We start from the raw sequence: 3983 nt of genomic DNA on the forward strand, positions 1-3983 counted from the left end.
AGTTTCAGCGTAATGTCGTGCTCTTCAAAAAAACCTTCCGGCACCAGCGACAGGTCGTCGGCGGTCTTGCCGGAAAAGTAACTGGTCAGCCCTACGCGGTCATAGGCCGGCAGCGGCTCGGCACACAGTACCGTAATATCAAAGTGCTCCCGGCCACCCTGGGCCACCAGAGACTCCAGATAACGTTGTCCGACCATCCCGTGGCCGATCAAAAGAAGTTGTTGCTTTGCCATAAGGCTCACCCTCGCGGTGCGTAACTGACACCCACCACTCAGCAATCCCTATGCCAACTTGGTAAGCCAATGTTTTTAATGAACTTATTTCGTTTTTCGGATAATAAATGCAGAAACCCTGCTTTCTTTTAATGCGCTCGTGCACGAGAAAAATGCATTTTTTCGTGCACCGCCATGAACCAGAAACGCTCCCGATTTGCGCACAGTTATTGCCCTCCTCCCGATTCATCTCCTTTTAATCTTTTTAAAACAGACACTTAGAAATATGGCACAGGAGTTGCTCTGTTCAGCCTGTCGTTAACCGCCCATGCATGGAGAAGTCATGAGCGATCAAAAGCTGAATCTGTTGAATCTGTCCGCGCCACGCATCCGCCTGTTACATCTGAGCTGGCTGGCGTTTTTTATTACCTTTGTTGTGTGGTTTTCCCATGCGCCATTAATGGGGCATCTACGGGACGCCTTCGACCTTACTCCCGAACAGATAAAGGCGTTGCTGATTCTCAACGTAGCGCTGACCATTCCTGCCCGGGTGGTGATCGGTTCCCTGGTGGATCGCTTCGGCCCGCGCCTGGTGTTTGGCTCGTTGCTGATGCTGGCCGCACTCCCCTGCTGGGCGTTTGCCCTTTCCACTAGCTATGAACAGCTGGCAGTGACCCGCCTGTTGATGGGTTTTGTGGGCGCAGGCTTTGTGGTGGGCATCCGCCTGATCAGTGAATGGTTCCCGGCCCGGGAAGTCGGCCTGGCCGAAGGCGTCTATGGCGGCTGGGGTAACTTCGGTTCCGCAGCGGCGGCGATTACCCTGCCCTCCCTGGCGCTGCTTTACGGTGGTGATGACGGCTGGCGCTGGGCCATTGCCACCACTGGCGCGGTGGCCTTTCTCTACGGCATTTTCTTTCTGTGGCGGGCACGCAATACCCCACAGGGCGCCTCCTACTTCAAGCCGAAGAAAGCCAGTGCCCTGGAAGTCAGCACCAAGAAAGATCTGTTCTTCTACCTGGCCATGAGCCTGCCGCTTTACATCGCATTGCTGGTGATCGTCTGGCGCCTGGGGCCTACCAATCTGAATTTGTTCGGCCAGACCACACAAATATTTCTGGCGGCCCTGATCATCAGTCTGGCCGGTATTCAGCTGAGCCAGGCCTGGCGGGTAAATCGCGAGCATCTGAAAGAAGGAGTCCCCGAACACGACCGTTACAGCTTCAAGCAGGTGGCGATTTTGGATTTGGCCTATATGGTGACCTTCGGTTCCGAGCTGGCGGTGGTGTCCATGCTGCCCCTGTTCTTTACCGATACTTTTGCCCTGACGGCAGTCACTGGCGGCCTGCTGGCCTCCGGCTATGCCTTCATGAATCTGGTGGCTCGGCCCGGTGGTGGCTGGGTCTCCGACAAGTTCGGGCGCAAGAAATCATTGGCTATTCTGCTCTGCGGCCTGATGGTGGGTTACGGCCTGATGAGCCAGATCGGCAGTAGCTGGCCCATTGCCCTGGCGGTGGTTGCCACCATGTGCTGTTCCTTCTTTGTGCAGGCTGGCGAGGGCGCCGTGTTCGCTACGGTGCCACTGATCAAGCGGCGCCTCACCGGGCAAATTGCCGGCATGGTCGGCGCCTATGGTAATGCCGGTGCCGTGATCTTCCTCACCGTGCTGACCTTTGTAGAACCATCAACCTTCTTCCTGGTGATTGCCGCCAGCGCCGCTGTTGCACTGGCCGCAGTTCAATTCCTGGATGAACCCAAGGGCCATATCGCGGAAATTGATGATCAGGGCGAAGTACAGCTGATCGAAGTGAGCTGAGCTTCAAGTGACCACCGGGCGCGCAGGGATAGCAGCCCGGTTCACCACAAGCCCCCGTCACGTTAACGGTACAGGAGCATCAAGATGGACGTGTCCACCGCCTCGGCAACCGACGACCTCAGCCCGATGGAACCCGACCTGCATCCCCGGGTACGTATCGGCCAATTCAGTGACAGCGGCCCCAAGCTGCATAACCAGGACGCCCTGGCCATGCAGATACCGGAAGGCTCACTGATGCGTACCAAGGGCATTGTCGCCGCTCTGGCTGACGGGCTGTCCAGCGCCGGCGCCGCCCGCGAAGCGGCGGAATCCTGCGTTCTGGGCTTTATCAGCGACTATTACGCCACCCCGGCCCTGTGGAGCGTGCCCCGCTCCGCCCAACGTGTACTGGAAGCCTTGAACCGCTGGCTTTGTCGCCAGACCCTGGCCGGTGAGAGCCACTTGTGCACGCTGTCCCTGCTCATCCTTCGCTCGCGGACAGCGCACATTTTTCAGGTCGGCGACTCCCGCGTCTGGCGCATGCGCAATAACAAGCTGGAATGCCTGACCCGCGATCACAGCCGCATGATCGGTGCAAATCGGCAGGTGCTGACTCGGGTCATGGGCGGGGATACCCGACTGGACGTGGACTACAGCAGTAGCGATTTGCAGGTGGGCGATATTTATCTTTTGTCCAGCGATGGCGTACACGGCTTCCTGACACGCTCACGGATGCAGGGCATTCTGCGTGGTGCCAGCCAGCCGGAACTGGCCGCCCGTACGCTGGTGGAGGCCGCGCTGGCCAACGGCAGTGACGACAACCTGAGCTGCCAGGTGCTCCGTGTGGAAGGCCTGCCGGATGCCAGCGCCGACGAAACCCTGAAACAACGCGGCAGCCTGCCGCTGCCCCCGCCGCTCACACCCGGCATTCGTCTCGATGGCTTTACCGTAAAGCGCGAACTCTATGCCAGCGTGCGCAGCCATTTGTATCTGGTGGAAGATCAACACGGCAAACAGTCCGTACTCAAGACACCCTCCGTCAACCTGGAAGATGATCGCGATGCCCTGGAACGGTTTGTGATGGAGGGCTGGGTCGGTAATCGGTTGCGCAATCCGCACTTGCTCCATGCCCTGCCCATGCCCGACGCGCCAAGCTGCCTGTATCAACACCTGGAATTTATCGACGGAGTGACCTTGAAGCAGTGGCTAAAGGAGCACCCGGACGCACCGGTTGAAGAGAAGCTCTATCTGGCCGACCAGTTACTTAATGGCATTCGCGCCCTGCACCGTGCCGATGTGATTCACGGCGACCTGAAACCGGACAACATCATGGTGGATACCGAGGGGCTGGTTCGTATTGTGGATTTTGGCAGCTGCCATTGCCGGGGCATGGAGCAACACACTGCCAGCATTCCTCTGGGCACTCGGCATTACAGTGCACCGGAGCTGGTGGAAGGCGAAGCGCCCAGCGAGCAGAGCGACCTGTTCTCCACCGCCGTCATTATTCATGAAATGCTCACCGGTGCCCTGCCCTGGCAGGGACGCTATGAAAAAGCCGTGCACCGCCCGCTGCCCCCCCTGCAGGGCCACAATGCGTTTATCCCCCTGTGGATCAACAACGTGCTGCAACTGGCGCTGCAACGGCAACCAAAGATGCGCTTCACCGACGCGGCGGAATTCCGTGACGCATTACGCCGCCCGGTACGCAGTAACAAACCGGTGGCCGACAGTAACATCCGGCAATTGAGAATGTGGAAAGGCGCGGTGGTCATTCTTGCGCTGTTGTTGTTGATCAGCGTCACGCTACGCTGACAAGCGACCAGGGAAGGCTGAGCTTGCCGGGTTAAGGAGCCTCTGAATAACTCCTTGCATGCTCAGTCTTTCAGGCTGGTTCGCAGTCTAGGCGCGCTTTTGAAGGTGTATGTCCATCCATCAAAAAAGTGCAACAACGAGTGCGGGCCAGCCTGAAAGACCCGAAG

3 protein-coding genes are annotated in these 3983 nt (G+C 58.3%); 2 read left to right on the forward strand and 1 reads right to left on the reverse strand.

Annotation, left to right across the window (positions count from 1 at the left end; translation table 11 throughout):
• Positions 1-233 (reverse strand): hypothetical protein (locus tag A3754_RS19740; RefSeq protein WP_197468737.1); only part of this gene is annotated, 233 nt, incomplete at its 3' end.
• Positions 234-555: 322 nt separating this feature from the next.
• Here A3754_RS19740 and A3754_RS19745 point away from each other — a divergent pair.
• On the forward strand, positions 556-2025 hold the full coding sequence (locus tag A3754_RS19745) for a NarK family nitrate/nitrite MFS transporter (RefSeq protein WP_063521057.1): 1470 nt from the start codon (positions 556-558) through the stop codon (positions 2023-2025).
• An 84-nt stretch (positions 2026-2109) separates the two neighbouring features.
• On the forward strand, positions 2110-3816 hold the full coding sequence (locus A3754_RS19750) for a bifunctional protein-serine/threonine kinase/phosphatase (protein WP_082872213.1): 1707 nt from the start codon (positions 2110-2112) through the stop codon (positions 3814-3816).
• Positions 3817-3983: the final 167 nt, after the last annotated feature.

This window comes from Alcanivorax sp. HI0083 (assembly GCF_001635175.1).